The organism is Laedolimicola intestinihominis (assembly GCF_040096155.1).
Classification (GTDB): domain Bacteria; phylum Bacillota; class Clostridia; order Lachnospirales; family Lachnospiraceae; genus Laedolimicola; species Laedolimicola intestinihominis.
Genome location: NZ_JBBMFE010000018.1, coordinates 11,558 through 29,582, shown reverse-complemented (window position 1 = coordinate 29,582; position 18,025 = coordinate 11,558). Strand labels below are relative to the sequence as shown.

15 protein-coding genes are annotated in these 18,025 nt (G+C 51.6%); 1 reads left to right on the top strand and 14 read right to left on the bottom strand.

The window, feature by feature from the left end; all coding sequences use genetic code 11:
* Positions 1-46 precede the first annotated feature (46 nt).
* The 8 genes from WMO29_RS15030 to WMO29_RS14995 all read right to left on the bottom strand — a co-directional run bounded on the left by WMO29_RS15030 (position 47) and on the right by WMO29_RS14995 (position 7,746).
* Positions 47-1,486: a glycoside hydrolase family 1 protein gene (locus tag WMO29_RS15030; protein ID WP_349165347.1), complete on the bottom strand. Its 1,440-nt coding sequence runs from the start codon at positions 1,484-1,486 to the stop codon at positions 47-49.
* A gap of 19 nt (positions 1,487-1,505) precedes the next feature.
* Positions 1,506-2,867: a PTS transporter subunit EIIC gene (locus WMO29_RS15025; RefSeq protein ID WP_349165346.1), complete on the bottom strand. Its 1,362-nt coding sequence runs from the start codon at positions 2,865-2,867 to the stop codon at positions 1,506-1,508.
* Between the two features lie 88 nt (positions 2,868-2,955).
* The gene (locus WMO29_RS15020; protein WP_349165345.1) at positions 2,956-3,798 is read right to left on the bottom strand and encodes a PRD domain-containing protein; all 843 of its coding nucleotides are present in this window, start codon (positions 3,796-3,798) and stop codon (positions 2,956-2,958) included.
* A 38-nt stretch (positions 3,799-3,836) separates the two neighbouring features.
* Complete coding sequence (locus WMO29_RS15015; protein WP_349165344.1) at positions 3,837-4,310, bottom strand: PTS sugar transporter subunit IIA; 474 nt, start codon at positions 4,308-4,310, stop codon at positions 3,837-3,839.
* Positions 4,311-4,552: 242 nt separating this feature from the next.
* A complete protein-coding gene (locus WMO29_RS15010) occupies positions 4,553-5,602 on the bottom strand; it encodes an aldose epimerase family protein (RefSeq protein WP_349165343.1) in 1,050 nt (349 codons plus the stop codon).
* Between the two features lie 20 nt (positions 5,603-5,622).
* Complete coding sequence (locus WMO29_RS15005; RefSeq protein WP_349165342.1) at positions 5,623-6,411, bottom strand: formate/nitrite transporter family protein; 789 nt, start codon at positions 6,409-6,411, stop codon at positions 5,623-5,625.
* Between the two features lie 96 nt (positions 6,412-6,507).
* The gene (locus tag WMO29_RS15000) at positions 6,508-7,389 is read right to left on the bottom strand and encodes a rhomboid family intramembrane serine protease (protein WP_349165341.1); all 882 of its coding nucleotides are present in this window, start codon (positions 7,387-7,389) and stop codon (positions 6,508-6,510) included.
* Positions 7,390-7,518: 129 nt separating this feature from the next.
* Complete coding sequence (locus tag WMO29_RS14995; RefSeq protein WP_349165340.1) at positions 7,519-7,746, bottom strand: LysM peptidoglycan-binding domain-containing protein; 228 nt, start codon at positions 7,744-7,746, stop codon at positions 7,519-7,521.
* Positions 7,747-7,967: 221 nt separating this feature from the next.
* Here WMO29_RS14995 and WMO29_RS14990 point away from each other — a divergent pair, with 221 nt between their 5' ends.
* On the top strand, positions 7,968-12,233 hold the full coding sequence (locus WMO29_RS14990) for an acyl-CoA dehydratase activase-related protein (protein ID WP_349165339.1): 4,266 nt from the start codon (positions 7,968-7,970) through the stop codon (positions 12,231-12,233).
* Between the two features lie 136 nt (positions 12,234-12,369).
* On the opposite strand, the gene WMO29_RS14985 is transcribed toward WMO29_RS14990, so the two are convergent.
* From WMO29_RS14985 to WMO29_RS14960, 6 genes are all read right to left on the bottom strand, one after another.
* Entirely contained in the window at positions 12,370-14,022 is a 1,653-nt protein-coding gene (locus tag WMO29_RS14985; RefSeq protein WP_349165338.1) for a glycosyltransferase family protein, read from the bottom strand.
* Entirely contained in the window at positions 14,015-14,689 is a 675-nt protein-coding gene (locus WMO29_RS14980; protein ID WP_349165337.1) for a uracil-DNA glycosylase, read from the bottom strand. Before WMO29_RS14980 ends, WMO29_RS14985 begins: the two co-directional genes overlap by 8 nt.
* Before the next feature lie 45 nt (positions 14,690-14,734).
* On the bottom strand, positions 14,735-15,496 hold the full coding sequence (gene hisF / locus WMO29_RS14975; RefSeq protein WP_349165336.1) for an imidazole glycerol phosphate synthase subunit HisF: 762 nt from the start codon (positions 15,494-15,496) through the stop codon (positions 14,735-14,737).
* Between the two features lie 3 nt (positions 15,497-15,499).
* Positions 15,500-16,111: an imidazole glycerol phosphate synthase subunit HisH gene (hisH, locus tag WMO29_RS14970; protein ID WP_349165335.1), complete on the bottom strand. Its 612-nt coding sequence runs from the start codon at positions 16,109-16,111 to the stop codon at positions 15,500-15,502.
* Between the two features lie 175 nt (positions 16,112-16,286).
* The gene (locus tag WMO29_RS14965; RefSeq protein ID WP_178039103.1) at positions 16,287-16,925 is read right to left on the bottom strand and encodes a cobalamin-dependent protein; all 639 of its coding nucleotides are present in this window, start codon (positions 16,923-16,925) and stop codon (positions 16,287-16,289) included.
* A 23-nt stretch (positions 16,926-16,948) separates the two neighbouring features.
* Entirely contained in the window at positions 16,949-18,019 is a 1,071-nt protein-coding gene (locus WMO29_RS14960; protein ID WP_349165334.1) for a dihydropteroate synthase, read from the bottom strand.
* Positions 18,020-18,025 lie beyond the last annotated feature (6 nt).

The following is an 18,025-nucleotide window of genomic DNA, read 5'->3' as shown; positions in this document are numbered from 1 at the left end:
ATCTCCGTCAGCGTCCTTTTTCTTTTGTTTTAAGCCCAAAACTCGATTAATCCAAATCTTCCCCATTGGAGGCAATCACTTTTTTGTACCAATAAAAAGAGTCCTTCCGGGACCGGATCTGAGTGCCCTTGCCCTGGTCATCGCAGTCCACATAGATGAAGCCGTAACGCTTCTTCATTTCCCCGGTGGAGACACTGACCAGATCGATGCAGCCCCAGGCCGTATAGCCAATCAAATCCACGCCCTCGTCCACGGCCTTCCGCATCTCCGTAATGTGGTCCCGCAGGTATGCAATCCGATAGGGATCATGAACCGAGCCGTCCTCCTCCATCCGATCCACGCAGCCGATTCCATTTTCGGTAATCATTACCGGAACCCGGTAGCGGTCATAGACCTTCAGAAGGGTATAGCGCAGTCCCACCGGATCGATGGGCCAGTTCCACTCAGTCTCCTTCAGATAGGGATTCTTGATGCCGCCCATGATATTTCCGCTGGTCTGATCCTCGAAGGTCAAGGTGCTTTCCGAGATGCTCTGGTAATAGGAAAAGGTGTAATAATCGCACACGCCCTCCTTCAGGATGGCCTTTTCCTCCTCGGACAGCCCAATCTGAATCCCCTCTTTTTCAAACCGGTTCAGGGTATAGAAGGGATATTCGCCCTTCAGCATCACGTCCGCACAGGTATTGTTGAAATACAGGTCGTCCTCCAGCACCAGCAGCACATCGTCCGGATGGCAGGTGCGGGGATAGCGGGTAATGTGACAGATCATGGTGCCGAAGTGAAACGCCGGATTGATCTCCCGTCCCGCAATGACCGCCTTCGCCGAAGCAATCATCATATTGTTTAAAGCGTTCATCCGCGCTTCCGGCCGATCCGCCTGCTCGGTAAAATAGACGGATTGTTCGTCCAGCATAGCTCCCTGTCCCAGCGAGCTCATAGGCAGAAAAATGTCATTGATTTCGTTGAAGGGAATCCAGTAGCGTACATAATCCTTATAGCGTTCAAACAGCGTCACCGCGTATTTTACATACAAATCAATGGCCTTTTTGTTGGGCCAGCCGCCGTACCTGGTTCCCAGCGCCAGCGGAATATCCCCATGGGAAATGGTGACCACCGGCTCGATTCCATATTTCTGAAGCTCCTGAAAGACGCCGTCGTAAAATGCCAGCCCCTCCTCGTTTGGCGTCTCATTATCGGCGTCCGGAAAAATCCGGGACCAGCTGATGGACATCCGATAGGCCTTAAAACCCATTTCCGCAAACAGGGCAATGTCTTCCTTGTAGTGATGATAATGATCGATCGCCTGATGGGAGGGATAATAATACTGCGGATCCAGGTCCAGCGAAATGCGTCTGGGCTGCGTGTGGGAACCCACGGTCACCACGTCGGCCACGCTGACGCCCTTCCCTCCCTCCCGGTAAGCGCCCTCCACCTGGTTGGCCGCCGTAGCGCCGCCCCAGAGGAAATCCTTTCGAAATGATTTCATAACCGTTTCTCCTTCTGTCTTATTCCTCAAACTTTAACAGGCTCATGGCAATCCAGGTCACCACCATGGAGATACCCACGCCCAGTAGATACATAGGGAAGGTCTCCGTCATGGCCAGCACGATGGTTCCAAAGGGCACGAAACCGAAGGACAGATACTGCACCGTAAACATACCCATAACGATTCCGCCTGCCGCGCCGCCGATGATGGTAGCGTACAGCGCCTTCTTATACTTCATAATCAGACCGAACATAACCGGCTCTGTGACGCCGATCAAAGCGGTGATACCGGTGGACAGTCCCAGGGACTTGGTGTTCTGATTCTTTGCCTTCCAGTAGATGTAGAGGGCGCATACCGCCATGGCCGCGTTGGAGCATGCGGTACAGGGGTAGATAAAGTCGTAACCCAAAGTCGCCAGATTCTGCACGGTAATCGGGGACATGGCCACCTGCATACCAGTCATCAGCATAAAGGGATACAGACCTGCGCACAGCGCGCCGCCTACCGGTCCCAGGGTCTGATACAGCCACAGAATGCCCTCTGCCACAAAGGTACCTACCCAGTTACCGATGGGCGCCAACACAAGCCAGCCTACCACTGCGGATACCAGCACGGATACCAGCGGCGTTACGATAATATCAATCATCTTCGGTACGACCCGCTTGCAGAGCCGCTCCACATGAGACTGGAAATAGACAGTCAGAATGGCCGGAATGACCGTGGAGGAATAGCCTGCATAGGTAATCGGGATAAAGCCAAATAATTTAATCGTCGTGCCTGCCATTCCCGCAAAGGCCGGATGCATCAGAATCGCCGCTGTGGTAGCCGCCAGATAGGGATTGCATTTAAACCGCTTTCCTGCGGAGAACGCTACCAGAATCGGCAGGAAATAAAAGGCTGCCTGGGAGCAGGTGAAGAAAAAGGTGTAGGTGTCTGTGGTGGAGTCAAGCCATCCCAGGGACTGTACCGAATACAGCAGGCCCTGCAGCAGACCGCAGGCCACAATGGCCGGAATGAAGGGCGCGAATATGGAGGACAGGGTCTCCATAAATACTCCCAGCAGATCTTTGATGCCCCGCTTTTCCTTCACGTCGCCGTCCAGATTTTCGTCGATGGCCTCTTCCTTCTGGAAGCCGCCTTTTTCGCAGACCGCGTCATAGATATCGTTGACCTCATTTCCCACGATAATCTGCAGCTGTCCGTTGCTCCACTTGGTTCCAAATACGCTGGGAAGCTTTTCAAGCTCCGGCACCTGAACCCGCTCCCGATCCTTCAGGGTAAAACGCAGTCTCGTCACACAATGGGTAAAAAAGCTTACATTTTCCTTTCCGCCAATCAGCGTAATAATCTGACCGGACAGCTCTTCATAATTTTTTGCCATAATATCTCTCCTTCTGTCTGTTTCTTGTTTTTGTGTATCTTACAGGCAGGATACCGCGCGCCAGCATCCTGTATGGTTCGTAAAGAAATTATTGATTTTTAAATTCTTCCTTCGTATAAAGCCGGTTCACATGCACCATCAGGTACAGCAGCTCATCCTCCGAGCAGGGTTCCTGAAAAATGCACTGGAGATATCTATCAATCTTCGCCACACAGGCGTCGGCCTCCGGGTAGATTTTCTTCATTTCCAGATAGAGCTCCCGGTTGCTGTCCTGGAACTGCTCTCCCTTTTTTCTTCGCTGTACAAAGTATTTCAGATGATTTTTGAAACGGAAATAGTTAAAACTGCTCCGGTCAATCTGCATCTGGAAGCTTGACTCCACCAGATCCGTCACATCGCGGATCACGTGATCCAGAAGCTTCTCTCCCTGCGCTTCCTGCTGCAGGTTTTCCGAAGCATTGATCAGATGCATCACAATGCTGGTCACCTCTCCCGGCTCCAGCTCCACACGCATTTTCTGATTCACATGTTTGATGAACCATTTCGCTACCTTTGTGAACTCCGGATACTCGTACTCCAGCTCATAGGAGTAGGGAAGCGCAAGATAGATTCCCTTCCGGTAACGCTCGATGGAAAAATGTATGTGATCCGCCAGAATAAACACCAGATTGGGATTCAGCGGCATATTCAGTTTTCCCTTGGCTATCTCCAGAAGCTTCGACACCAGCGTAAAGATATGTTCCGGGATTTCATTTAAAAGCCCCACATATTTGGGATCGATATCGTAATAGGTCCGATCTATCCGAGATAAATCCGTCAGCTCATAAGAGCCGTCCGCAAACCCGATTCCCTTTCCGAAAACAACTACCTCGCGATTGGCCTGATCCCTTCCTATCGCCACATTGTTGTTTATTTTTTTTACTATTTTCACACAAACACCTCGTATCTCTCACCTTTCCCCGCACCGGTCTAATCCAGTGTCATCAGGGGCTCTCCCATGGCAACGGTCTTCCCGTAACAGGACGCGTCCGGGCTTCCGCTGTATCCTTCCGTGAAAATCACCATAATGGTCATATCCAGACCCTTTTTCTTCATCAGGGCCCCGTCAAACTCAATGAGCGGATCTCCGCAACGCACCCGGTCTCCCTTTGACACCAGGCACTCGAAGCCCTCTCCCTGAAGCTCCACTGTATCGATGCCGATATGAATCAGGACCTCCACGCCTTTATCCGTCCGGATTCCCACCGCGTGGCCGGTGGCCGGCAGCATCACAACCTTTCCGGCCACCGGCGCGGACACCAGATCCTCCGCCGGTTCCACCGCAAAGCCGTCCCCCAGCATTTTGGAGGCGAATACGCTGTCCTTCACCTGTTCCAGAGGAATACAGACTCCTTTTACCGGCGATACCACCTCTGTTTTTTTCTTCAGCCATCTGTCAAACATCTTCTGTTCCCCTTCTCCTGTCTTTCCCGTATTGTCATCCTTATTGTCATCCTTATTTTCCCAATAAAAAAACTCTCATAGCACACCACATCAGGTAATGCCTCAGAGAGTTACAATCCTTACGAAATACATCTTTTTATGTTGTATATAGAATATCATATTTGCGTCTGAATTTCAAGTGTATTTTAAAAATCCCGGAGCTTTTCGCCCCGGGATTTTCACAGGTAAATCCATTTATTTTTCTATTTTATCACTGAAAATCGATATCCGGTCTTCGTCCGGTATACCTCTCCCGCCTTTACGATGGGACTCTGAAAATTCTCATGATGGCAGGCGTCCGGGAAGTACTGGGACTCAAAACAGATGGCGCTGCGTCTTCCATAGGTGCGTCCCTCCTTGCCGCCCTTCTCATTCTCCAGAAAGTTGGCAGAATAAAGCTGGATACCCGGCAGATCCGTGGAGACCTCCATGCAGATACCACTCTTCTGGGAAATGAGTTTTCCGCACAGTGCGTACTTTCCTTCGTTCTTCAGCACATAGTTGTGGTCGTAACCGCCGGCCTGCTTCAGAGGCTCGTAGTCCGCATCGATACGCTCGCCGATCATATGCTCCGTCCGGAAATCCATAGGGGTTCCCGTCACATCCCGAATCTCTCCGGTGGGAATCAGACCTGCGTCGCCCGGTGTAAATGCGTCTGCGTCCAGCCATACCTTCTGCTCCAGCACCGAATCAGACTCCTGACCGTCCAGATTAAAGTAGGAATGATTGGTCAGGTTAAAGATGGTATCCCGGTCTGCCTTACCTTCATAAGCAATCTGCAGCTCACCGCCATCCGTCAGTGTGTAGGATACGGTGATATCCGCATTGCCCGGATACCCCTGATCCCCATCGGGACTATGTAGGGAAAACTCTACCTTATTGTCGTCAGCGATGATCGCTTTCCACATTCTGGTAAAATACATATCCGGGCCGCTGTGCAGGTTGTTCTCGCCATTATTTTTCACAAGTGTGTAATCCTTGCCCGCAATGGTGATAACGGCCCCTCCGATACGGTTGGCATTCCGGCCCACGACAGCTCCCAGATCCGGTCCGTTGACCTCATAGCCCGCTACATCTTCATAGCCCCAGACCACATCACGGAGCGTGCCGTCCTTATCCGGCACGTGAAGCTCCGCCAGTACCGCGCCCAGGTTCAGGACAGCCGCCTTCATGCCTTTTCCATTTTCCAGTATGTATTTCTTTACCTTCTGTCCGTCCTTCGTGGTGCCGAATTCTTCTACCCGAATGCTCATACTTTACCCCTTTTCATTCTTTAGTCTTTTTTGGTTCCTTTTAAATACAGATACCAGTATACGATGCCGATAGCTGCTCCGCCGATAAGGTTGCCCAGAGTTACCGGCAGCAGATTCTTCGTCAGCGCCGCGCCCAGATTCACAGCTGTGTTACCCACGCCGTAGATAGAATTACTGAAGATGCCTACCATCAGATAGTACATATTCGCAATGCTGTGCTCGAAGCCGGCCATAACGAAGATCATAATCGGAAAATAAAGTCCCGCAATCTTGCTGGCTACGGTCTTACCCGCAAAGGACATCCAGACAGCCAGACATACCATCATGTTGCAGACGATGCCGCGGAATACAGCGTCGCCGAAGCTTAAAGCCACCTTGCCTGCCGCCACAGACATCACCACATCCAGAAGTCCCTTGTCAAGCAGAGACGGGCTGTGTCCGAAAGCTACCAGAAAAGCCAGGAGCGAAGAGCCTACGAAGTTACCAAGGTATACGAAAACCCAGTTTTTCAGAACGCCGGAGAATTTCACTTCTCCCTCCAGAAGCGGAATAACCAACAGACAGTTGCCGGTGAAAAGCTCGCTTCCCGCAATCAGTACAAGAGCCAGTCCCGCCGGGAACATGCAGGCGCCAACCAGCTTGCCCAGAGCTCCGCCGATGGTCGCCGTTGCCATCTCATAGGCGATACCGCCGATACCGATAAAGATACCGGCCATAATGCCGAGGATAAACAGCTTGAGCGGCGGTGTATTCACCTTTCCTTTTCCGATTCCCACATAATTTTTTGCAATTTCCGCAGGTGTGTTCATGAAACAAAACCTCCTTTTTTATTTGTTAAAATTATAACGTTCTCGTAAAGGTATGACCATCGTACAATGTGTATGAATGAAGTCTGCTTTGTATGTCTATTTCACATGCTCATGCGTAAACAGATGATCCTGACAATACTCATAATTGCCGTTGCACTTGGAGCAGTACCGGAATACCAGATCGTCGCCGTCCTTCTCCGTCCTGCCACAGACTGCGCATCTGTGAACGCTGGCCCGTTTCTCGCCCTGCTGCACGCTCCGGTTATATACCTGTCTTCTGTGTACCTCCTTCGGGGAGTACCGACGCATGGTTTTCATACTGAAGAAGAAAATCAGGAAGTTGCCAAGGGACACCAGAGCCATGACCGCATAAGCCGGATGGGCGATGATGCCTGCCTGATACAGAGTCAGAAGCGTCTGAACCGAAAGATACGGTGCTGCAAATCCCGCCACGATAGTTACGCCAAAGTACACCGCATTGATGATACCAAGCCATTTCGCCTTAATCGGAATGATAAAAAACAGCAGGAACTGCATGTTCGGATAAGTGGCCGCAAAAGCGAAAAACAGCGAATAGTTCAGATAATAGGTGCCGAACATGGGGCCAATATTCGCACCGAACACGTAACAGCTTAAGAAAGCTGCCACCACATGAAGCAACATACCTGTCAGCAGATACAGGTTAAAGCGAAACGCGCCCCACTGCATCTCCAGCACCTTGCCGATGGAATAATACAGGTACATGCTGATCAGGAAGAAAAACAGCCCTGTGGAAGGTGGGTAAATGATAAAGGTCACGATTCTCCAGATCTGGCCGTGCAGGATGGCGGTGGGATCGAGAGACAGGTATCCGGTATAGAAATCGGGCGCCACCACATTAATCACATACCCCAGCGCATAAAGAATAATCACATAATACATCAGATTGTGAATCGCGTAGCGGCCAAATTTTTTCTCCAGCTTGTCTATCCAGTTCATAAAAAATAATTCATCCTTTCCTATCAAAAATGTCTGTGACACAAGATTTCCGGGCCGTGGAAACTGTATTTCCACGAATCCCGGAAACATTTTCAGACAATTTTATTATAGGCGGGAAGCCTCTGTTTGTCAACCGGAGGCAATGGTCTTTCCTTCTCCCCTCTCTTTTTCCGGAGGCACCTGCCGCGGACGCCGACGCAGGGGAATACACACCTCGTCCCCCACCTGCAGGTTGTAGACATTGATGTAGGGATTGACGTAAAGAAGCGCCCCGAGAGGCACCCGGTAACGACGGCTTAAGGCATAGAGAGTGTCCCCTTTTTCGACCGTATGCAGAAATCCCATGCATTTTTCCATAAAATCCGGTTCCTTTTCTTCCTATTTATATACATTTACTGTATGCAATCCGGAAAATCCTGTTACCTCTGCGCCTTTTTGTTAAACTTTCCATAAATTGTTTATATTTTTTTTATTTGATTTCAAAAATTTTGTGTCGTATAATGTACATTAGTGTCAAAGAAACCTTTTGCTGTCATTTAGAAAAGGAGGGAGGCGGAGAAATCCGCCGTATATTTTTTATGAATAATTCAACTATCTATACACTGGGAATTGACATCGGTTCCACCACTGTAAAAGTAGCTATTTTAAATGAGAAGCAGGAGCTTCTCTTCTCTGATTATGAGCGCCATTTCGCCAACATCCAGGAGACCCTGGCTTCTCTGCTTGAAAAGGCGGAAGGAAGGCTTGGCAATCTGACCGTCTATCCGGCCATCACCGGATCAGGCGGACTGACCCTGGCGAACCATCTGGGCGTGCCCTTCGTACAGGAAGTCGTAGCTGTAGCGACGGCTCTGGAGCAGACAGCTCCCCAGACCGACGTGGCGATAGAGCTTGGCGGTGAGGACGCAAAAATCATTTACTTCGAGGGCGGCAATGTGGAGCAGCGTATGAACGGTATCTGCGCCGGCGGTACCGGTTCCTTCATCGACCAGATGGCTTCTCTTCTGCAGACGGACGCCACCGGTCTGAATGAGTACGCCAAGAACTATCATTCCCTTTATACCATCGCGGCCCGCTGCGGCGTATTTGCCAAGTCCGATATTCAGCCGCTGATCAATGACGGTGCCACCAAGGAAGACCTGGCCGCTTCTATTTTCCAGGCCGTGGTCAACCAGACCATCAGCGGACTGGCCTGCGGCAAGCCCATCCGGGGACACGTGGCGTTCCTGGGCGGCCCGCTTCATTTCTTATCGGAACTGAAAGCAGCCTTTATCCGCACCCTGGATCTGGATGAAGAGCACATCATTGCGCCGGAGAACTCTCACCTGTTCGCCGCCATGGGTTCCGCCTTAAGCTGTGAGCAGAAGACGAGCGCTTCCTTAAGCGATATGAAGCAGCGTCTCCAAAACCATATCCAGATGGATTTCGAGGTGGCCCGTATGGAGCCGCTTTTTGCCAATGAGCATGAATATGCCAAATTCCAGGAGCGTCACAGCCGTCATGAGGTTATGCGCGGCGATTTCCAGGCCTATGAGGGCAACTGCTTCCTCGGCATCGACGCCGGAAGCACCACCACCAAGGCTGCGCTGGTAGGTGAGGACGGAGCCCTGCTTTATTCCTTCTACAGCAGTAACAATGGTAACCCCCTGGCGACCACCATCCGCGCCATCAAGGATATCTACCGGTTCCTTCCGAAGAACGCGCGCATTGCCCGTTCCTGCTCCACCGGCTACGGCGAGGCCCTGATTAAGGCAGCCCTCATGCTGGACGAGGGCGAAGTCGAGACTGTTTCTCATTATTACGCCGCTGAATTCTTTGATCCGAACGTGGACTGTATCCTGGATATCGGCGGTCAGGATATGAAATGTATCCGCATCAAGAACCACACCGTAGACAGTGTGCAGCTGAACGAGGCCTGCTCCTCCGGCTGCGGTTCCTTCATTGAGACCTTTGCTAAATCCCTGAACTACACCGTAGAGGATTTTGCCAAGGCGGCGCTTTTTGCCAAGCATCCGATCGATCTGGGAACCCGCTGTACTGTGTTTATGAATTCCAAGGTAAAGCAGGCCCAGAAAGAGGGCGCCGAGGTGTCCGATATCTCCGCAGGTCTGGCTTACTCGGTTATCAAGAACGCATTGTTCAAGGTTATCAAGGTATCCGACGCCTCCGCTCTCGGTAAAAATATCGTGGTACAGGGCGGCACCTTCTACAATGACGCGGTTCTTCGAAGCTTTGAGAAAATCGCGGACTGCGAGGCGGTTCGTCCCGACATTGCCGGTATCATGGGCGCCTTCGGCGCGGCTCTGATCGCCAGGGAACGGTATCAGGACGGCATGGAGACCACCATGCTCTCCATTGACGAGATCAATAACCTGGAATTTTCCACCTCCATGACCAAGTGTAACGGCTGTACCAACCACTGCCGTCTGACCATCAACAAATTTTCCGGCGGACGCCGCTATATCTCCGGCAACCGCTGCGAGCGTGGTATCGGAAAAGAAAAAAACAAGGACAATATTCCGAACCTGTACGAATACAAAAATAAGCGTCTCTTCGACTATGAGCCCTTATCTGAGGAAGCTGCGAAGCGCGGAACTGTGGGTATCCCCCGTGTTCTGAATTTCTATGAGAACTATCCTTTCTGGTTCACGTTCTTTACGGATCTGGGCTACCGGGTGGTACTCTCCCCTTCTTCCACCCATAAGATTTACGAAATGGGTATTGAGTCCATTCCCAGCGAGTCTGAGTGCTACCCGGCTAAGCTGGCCCACGGTCATGTGACCTGGCTCATCCGTCAGGGCCTGAAGTTCATCTTCTACCCCTGCGTACCCTATGAGCGGACTGAGTTCCCGGATGCGGGCAACCACTATAACTGCCCCATCGTCACCTCCTACGCGGAGAACATCAAAAATAACATCGACGAGCTGTCCGGCAGCGACATTGATTTCTTTAACCCATTCCTGTCCTTTGAGAACGAGTCCATTCTGGAAAATGAACTTGTTACAGAATTTTCCAGGCACTGCGGCATCTCCGAGAATGAGATCCGCGAGGCAGCCAAGAAGGGCTGGGCGGAAATGGAGCATACCCGCGAGGATATCATGCGCAAGGGTGAGGAAACCCTGGAATACATGCAGAAGACCGGCCGCCGTGGCATCGTGCTGGCAGGCCGTCCCTACCATGTGGATCCGGAGATCAACCATGGCATCCCGGAAATGATCAATTCCTACGGTCTGGCTGTACTGACCGAGGATTCTGTCAGCCATCTCCATCCGGTGGAGCGCCCGCTGTTCGTCATGGACCAGTGGATGTACCATTCCCGGATGTACGCGGCTGCCAGCTTCGTAAAGACCAGGGACGATCTGGATCTGATTCAGCTGAACTCCTTCGGCTGCGGTCTGGACGCCGTCACCACCGACGAGGTCAGCGACATTCTGACCAATTCCGGCAAGATTTACACCTGCCTGAAGATCGACGAGGTCAATAACCTGGGTGCTGCCCGCATCCGGATCCGTTCCCTTATCGCCGCTATCCGCGTGCGTGAAAACAAGGGCGAATGCCGGAGCATCGTTTCCTCCGCTTATGATCGCGTGGTCTTCACCGAGGAAATGCGCAAAGAATACACCATCCTGTGTCCGCAAATGTCGCCGATTCATTTCGACATTATCGAGCCTGCCTTCCGGGCTTCCGGCTACAAGCTGGAGGTACTGCCGGATTCTGACCGGGCTGCCATCGACATGGGCTTAAAATATGTCAACAACGACGCCTGCTACCCCTCTCTGGTGGTGGTAGGGCAGATTATGACTGCTGTCCTTTCCGGTAAATACGATACAAATAAGCTGGCCGTTATCATCACCCAGACCGGCGGCGGCTGCCGTGCCACCAACTACATCTCCTTCATCCGCCGGGCTCTGGCCAAGGCCGGACAGGAGCAGATTCCGGTGGTATCCCTGAACCTGAATCATCTGGAGACCAACCCGGGCTTCAAGATTACCCCGGGTCTGGCTGTAAAAGGTCTCTACGGACTGGTCTTTGGCGACATCTTCATGCGGGTCCTGTACCGGATGCGTCCTTATGAGAGAGAGGCCGGCTCTGCAGACCGTCTCCACGCCAAATGGCTGAAAATCTGTCAGGACTTCGTCTCCCAGAAGCATGTGAGCCACAAGCGCTTCGTCCAGATTTGCCGCGGCATCATCAAGGACTTCGACCGTCTGCCCATCCATGAGGATCTGAAGAAGCCCCGGGTCGGCGTGGTTGGCGAGATTCTGGTGAAATTCTCACCCTCTGCCAATAACCATCTGGTGGAGCTTCTGGAGCATGAGGGAGCGGAAGCTGTGGTTCCGGATCTGATGGACTTCCTGCTGTACTGCTTTAAGAACAGCGAGTTCAAGGCGGACCACCTGGGCAAAAAGCGCTCCGGCGCGCGGGTAGCCCGGGCCGGTATCCAGGCCATGGAATGGCTTCGGAAGCCCGCCGCCAAGGCCTTTACAGAGAGCGTCCACTTTAACGCGCCCGGCAACATCGACGAAATGGCCGATATGGCCTCCGACATTGTATCCGTGGGCAATCAGACCGGCGAGGGCTGGTTCCTGACCGCGGAAATGCTGGAGCTGATTCACGAAGACGTGCCGAACATCGTCTGCACCCAGCCCTTCGGCTGTCTGCCGAACCACGTGGTCGGCAAAGGCGTTATCAAAGAGCTGCGCCGCCGCTACCCCACCTCCAATGTGGTAGCCATTGACTACGATCCCGGCGCCAGCGAGGTCAATCAGTTGAACCGGTTAAAGCTGATGCTGTCTACGGCCAATAAGCATCTGAAAGCTGAACAAAATAGTTCACCGAATTAAAATTGAAACACCCGTAAGAACTCTGTAGTAATAAGGGTTCTTGCGGGTGTTTTTTATAAACCAAAACCGTGTACCCTTTATGATATAGATACACGGTTTTGATATTTTTATATTCTTTTATTTTTTCTGACTCCTATCAGACCGTTTTCTGTTCTCCCTCTTTCTCCCCGGTTCTACTAAATAGAAGCAGACACAGCGGCGCAAAAATCACGCTGTCGAAATGGAAGAACCGGTAGGTCGGGCCGCACAGCAGCAGCATGGTTCCATAGCTGTAAGCCAAGATCGGCAGGATCAGCGTCATGGCTTTCCAGCCCTTGCCCTTCCGTATGAAGACAAACAGCGTACATAGAATCAGAATCAACAGGTGCGTGCCATTGTAGGAAAACAGGTAATCTACGGGACTGTTCAGCACCCACTCGTCGAAGTCATTGAGGGCTGTCCGCACGCCTTCCCGGTTCTTCACATAGCTGAAATTCCAGTCATTTTCCCGGATCTGATACTCCAGATCTGCATGCCACTCTTCTGTTCCCCGAATATCCCAGACCATCCGTGTGACCTCGTAGAACGCCTGCAGGGACAGACCCGGCGCATTCTTTATGGTCTCTGCCGTAAATTTCAGGAATTCTGCCGGATCAGTCTCCTTGATAACCGTATTTGCATTGGTTACAAACTTAAAGGAATTATAATTGCCCATCTCGTAGATCTTCCAGCGCTTCTCCGGTCCAATCTTGGCGAAAAACTCCGCCGCCTCCGGGCTTAAGCTCTCCGGCGCCATCTCATGGACATTGCAGAGAATCGTCATGGGCACACCTACCGTCTCCACATAGGTCTGGTCCGGACGGCTGGCCCCCACCAGATCGTAGATGGGATGCTCGATGATCCACATGCCCGCCAGCATCAGCACCAGGGAAACGGCTGCTTCCCTGCGAAGCTCCCTGAAGAACAAGAGCATCAGAATCAGCAGTGGAATCGTATACAGGATGCCATTGTGGCGCACCAGAGAAATGGAAATCAGCACCAGAATAAATACTGCCAGATTCCTTTTTTTCTTAAGCCACTGTCCATTCGTCTTCCAAATGTTGACAAGATATACGGTAAACAGCACCATGAACACCGTCAGCGCGCTGTCCTTCCACATAAAAAGCAGAATCCGGTGGGTCTGCGGATTGGCCGCCAGGAAAAACTCTGTGAGCACCAATGCCCATACCGGAAAACGCCATTTTGCCATGGTGTATACAAGGTAGCCGCAGACCAGGCTGTATAAAAGCAGCTGCATGAAAACTACGAAGCCGTAATGATTCACTATCTTCGAAAACAGCGCGATAATCAGTGTATGGAACACCGGATGCCAGGTGTCGTACTGGTGGTTCTGTATCTGCCACCATTGATCCAGATTATCCCAGTCAAAGGAGCCCGGGAAATAAGCGTAGAAATACACCATCATCCAGATAAAGACTGCACCAAAGCCCAGCACCGCCCAAAAAATCAGACGCCGCCGTTCTTTCTTCGGATCCGTACAGGGGCTGGTCTCCGATAAAATCATACCGGAGCATCGGTACACACCCCACTGCAATCCCAGATACACCGGAATCAGCATCACCAATGCAGCCAGAAGCTTTACCTTCCAGTATTTCGTATCCATCGGCACAGCCGCCATCATCTGCGGAATCAGCCACAGCAAAAATATAAGATAGCAGGTCACCAGTCCTGTCAGAAGCTCGAGCATCACCCGCGTGCTCTTCTTCTGTTCTGCATACCAGGCTCTGGCCAGTTTTATCTGCCTACACATTTTCAATCTGCCAGTCTATGGGCTCCAGCCCATTTTTTACAAGGAATTCATTGGTCTGGCTGAAGGGACGGCTTCCGAAAAATCCCCTATATGCAGACAGAGGACTCGGATGGGGCGCCTTCAGAATCAGATGCTTCGGGTTGTTCAGCATCTGAGCCTTTTTCTGGGCCGGACTGCCCCAGAGAATGAATACAATCGGGCGATCCTGCTCATTTAAGATACGGATGGCCGCGTCGGTGAACTGTTCCCAGCCCATGCCCCGATGGGAATTGGCCTGATGAGCCCGGACGGTCAGCACCGTGTTCAGCATCAGTACGCCTTGCTTCGCCCATTTGGTCAGGTAGCCGTTGTTTGGGATATAGCAGCCCAGGTCGTCGTGCAGCTCCTGATAGATATTCACCAGCGACGGCGGAATAGCCACATCCGGCTTCACGGAGAAGCACAGCCCGTGGGCCTGTCCGTCATTGTGATAGGGATCCTGTCCCAGAATGACCACCTTTACCTCGTGAAGCGGAGTCAGATGAAAAGCATTGAAAATATCGTCCGCTGGCGGGAAAATCTGCCGGGTCGCATACTCATTTTTCACGAATTTGAATAATTCCGCATAATATGGCTTGGAAAATTCCGGTTTCAGCGGCTCCAGCCAGTCATTTTGAATCATAGACATACTTGTTTATCTCCTGTAAAAATCTGTATCTTTTATACTGTCCCGCTACAGGCGGACAGATACGCCGCGTCCCCGCAGATATTCCTTCAGCTCCCCGATCTCCAGCTCCTTATAATGGAACAGGGAGGCTGCCAGTACCGCGTCTGCCTTTCCCTCTGTCAGGGCGTCATGAAAATGCTCCTTTGTGCCTGCGCCGCCGGATGCAATCACCGGAATGGACACATTTTCCGCAACGGTGCGGGTCAGCTCCAGATCATAGCCATTCTTCGTCCCGTCGCAGTCCATGCTGGTCAGAAGAATCTCACCGGCTCCCAGCCGATCGGCCTTCATGGCCCATTCCACCGCGTCGATTCCCATATCTATACGTCCGCCATTTTTATAGATATTCCAGCCGCTGCCGTCCGGGCGCCGTCTGGCGTCAATCGCCACTACCACACACTGGCTTCCGAACTTGTCTGCCGCTTCGCTGATAAGCTCCGGCCGCATAATGGCCGCGCTGTTCACAGATATCTTATCTGCCCCTTCCCGCAGCAGCACCTTAAAATCCTCTACGGTACGGATTCCGCCGCCTACCGTAAAGGGAATAAAAACCTTCTCCGCCACCCGGCGCACCATATCCACAACCGTACCCCTCGCGTCAGAAGAAGCCGTAATATCTAAGAATACCAGCTCGTCCGCCCCGGCCACGTCGTAGGCAGCCGCAATCTCCACCGGATCGCCGGCGTCTCTTAAGTTTACAAAATTCACGCCCTTCACCACGCGTCCCGCGTGTACATCCAAGCATGGGATCACTCGTTTGGTAAACATTGCCTAACCCTCCAGCTTCGCAAAATTTTCAAGAATCTTAAGTCCCACCTGGCTGCTCTTTTCCGGATGGAACTGACAGGCAAAGATATTTCCCTGTTCCACGGATGCATCAATGGTCACGCCATATTCTGTCGCAGCCTTCACAATCTCCGGATTCTCTGCCTTCAGATAATAGGAGTGAACGAAATACACGTAAGCTCCCTCCGGCAGTCCCTCAAATAAACGCCCGCCATTTTGTAAATGCAGGGAATTCCAGCCGATATGGGGCACCTTCCGGCCTTCCCCATCCGGAATCCGCAGAATCTCTCCCTTCAGAATTCCCAGTCCCTCTACGCCGGGAGCCTCTGCGCTTCGCTCAAACAGAAGCTGCAGCCCCAGGCAGATGCCTAAGAATGGTTTTCCCCTCTCTGCCAGCTCCTGAATCACCGGAACCAGTCCATAGCTTTTCAGCTTTTCCATGGCATCCCCGAAATTGCCGACGCCCGGAAGAATTACTTTATCCGCGCGAAGCAATGCTTCTCTCTCACGGGTTATCAGCACCTCTTCCCCCAGGGAAAGGAGCGCCTTTTCCACGCTCTTTAAATTGCCCGCATCATAGTCAATGATTGCTATCATAATATTCACTCCTCATACAGGACCGTTTTATTGCATGATTCTTACTTAGTTTACTACAAATTAAACATTTGTGCATTACTTTTTTCGGATAAAAAAGCCGGATAAAAGAACCGGACCGCCAAAAGCGGTCCGGTTCCTGAGGGATAATGTAGCAATAAAAAGAATTATATCGTGATTATGCTGCCAGCTTCTTGGCAAGAACTGCTGCCTCTGCGGCATCTGCGGAATATCCGTCGGCACCGATCTCATCTGCGAACTCCTTGGTAATCGGAGCGCCGCCTACCATGATCTTTACTTCGTTACGGAAATCCTCATGATTCAAAGCGTCTACTGTCTCACGCAGATCCGGCATAGTTGTGGTCAGAAGCGCGGACAGCGCAATGATCTTGGTATCCGGATTTTCACGGTAGCACTCAATAATCTTTGCAATGGGAACATCGATTCCCAGGTCGATGACCTCAAAGCCTGCGCTCTCGATCATCATGGCAACCAGGTTCTTTCCGATATCATGCAGGTCATTCTTAACCGTAGCGATAATTACCTTGCCCAGGCTTCCTGTGGAGCCATTTGCAAGATGCGGCTGCAGAACTGCAACGCCCTTTTTCATGGCGCGGGCCGCTACCAGCATCTCGGATACAAAGATTTCATTTTTGGAGAACTGCTCTCCAACCTCGGACATCGCCTCTACCATACCCTGATTCAGGATTTCAGAAGCATCACAACCTGCATCCAGAGCAGCCTGCACTGCCTTTGCTACCTTCTTCGCGCTTCCTTTAATAACAAGTTCCTTTACCTCTTCAATTTCCGGTCTCATAACCAATCATTCCTCCTGTTTTCTTATTTCTTCGGTACGCCAAAAAGGTCGTCCTTATATGCTTCAATGTATGACATACAGTAACCGTCTTCATCCAGACCAAGCAAAGCCTCTGCCGCATAGGAGACGCCCTGAATATCGCGATCCTCCTCGTCCGGCTCCAGATCCTCTACCGTCATCTGCAGCTCCTTCATAGCCAGTATGGTCGCGGACATCTCCGCGTATTTTCTGGCCTCCTCCGGAGTGAAATCGCCATCCGGAAGGGGAAGCTCCACATCCTCCAGTGTCTGCTCCTTCACCGCTCCCACAATCTTCTGCATCTCGGCGTCGGAAAGCTTCAGCATCTTCTCTGTGGTATCAATAATCGCATGCATTCCATGGTTCAGCGGATCCAGGATACCGCTGTCCAGTCCATGGGATAATACCAGGGAAGCAAAAGCATAGTTCATATATTTCCGGGCAGGCAGGCCGTGGGAAATATTGCTGATAGCGGAAGTAATATGAATGGTCGGGTATTTTGCGCGGATAGCGTCAATTACCTTGGTATTGATGGTGATTCCCGGTCCATCCTCTCTGTCCGGATCCATCAGGGCCGCAGCCTCGATGATGGGGTCAATGTGGATTCTGGACGGATCAATTCCATACTCCTCTGCCTTCTTCATAATATTATCAAAGACACGCAGACGGTCTGCCGCGGACTTGGGAATTCCCGTGTCATCGCACAGCATGGCGATGACTTCCCAGCCAGGATTCTCAGCCATAATTTTGAAAATAGAATCTATATGTTTTTTACTCTCCATGGACACGGAGTTAAAAAGTCCCGGTTTCTTACAGAACTTGTATGTTTCTGCCAGAACCTCAGTGCTGGGACTGTCAATGGAGATCGGAACATCTGTCACGCTCTGTACCAAGTCAATCATCCAGTGCAGGGTTTCTACCTCGCCCACTTCAACGGAAGCGCACACATCGATAAAAGCCGCTCCGTCTGCCGCCTCTTTCCGGGCGATATCCTTAATCCATTCCTCATCCCGGCCTGCGATCGCCTTTGCCATAGAAGGAATCGTTCCGTTCAGCTTCTCTGCAATAATAATCATTGTCAT